The 645-nt window shown below is 52.9% G+C and carries 1 rRNA gene; it reads right to left on the bottom strand.

What is annotated here, in order from left to right:
* Nucleotides 1-645, bottom strand: a 23S ribosomal RNA gene (locus tag QP941_RS11540); the annotation flags it as partial.

The following is a 645-nucleotide window of genomic DNA, read 5'->3' as shown; positions in this document are numbered from 1 at the left end:
CCTTCACGTCGTAAGGCCCCCCTTCTCCCGAAGTTACGGGGGCATTTTGCCGAATTCCTTAACCACAGTTCACCCGAACGCCTTAGTATTTTCAACCTGACTACCTGTGTCGGTTTAGGGTACGGGCCATACACACACATCGCTAGAGGCTTTTCTCGACAGTACAGGATCACCACCATCAACCCCAATGGGTCTACGCATCACGTCTCAACCACAATGTGCAGCGGATTTACCTACCACACGATCTGCACGCTTACACCACCAATCCAATAAGTGGCGTGGCTACCTCACTGCGTCACCCCATCACTTGAACCACACATCAGGCCCCACGACATCAACACCACCAACACTCAAAGAGTCTTAGCAGTGCATCCGCGGTGGTTAGTATCAGTGCTTTATCATGGGCGCGCATGTACGGGTACCAGAATATCAACTGGTTATCCATCGACTACGCCTGTCGGCCTCGCCTTAGGTCCCGACTCACCCTGGGAAGACGAACTTGACCCAGGAACCCTTAGTCATCCGGCGGATAGGATTCTCACCTATCAATTCGTTACTCATGCCTGCATTCTCACTCGCACACAGTCCACGCCTCCTTACGGTAACGCTTCAACCCATGCACGACGCTCCCCTACCCAAACAAAA

Source organism: Corynebacterium sp. MSK150 (assembly GCF_030229215.1).
Taxonomy (GTDB): domain Bacteria; phylum Actinomycetota; class Actinomycetes; order Mycobacteriales; family Mycobacteriaceae; genus Corynebacterium.
Note: the sequence above shows the minus strand (reverse complement) of the source record. Positions and strands in the feature narration are given on the sequence as shown.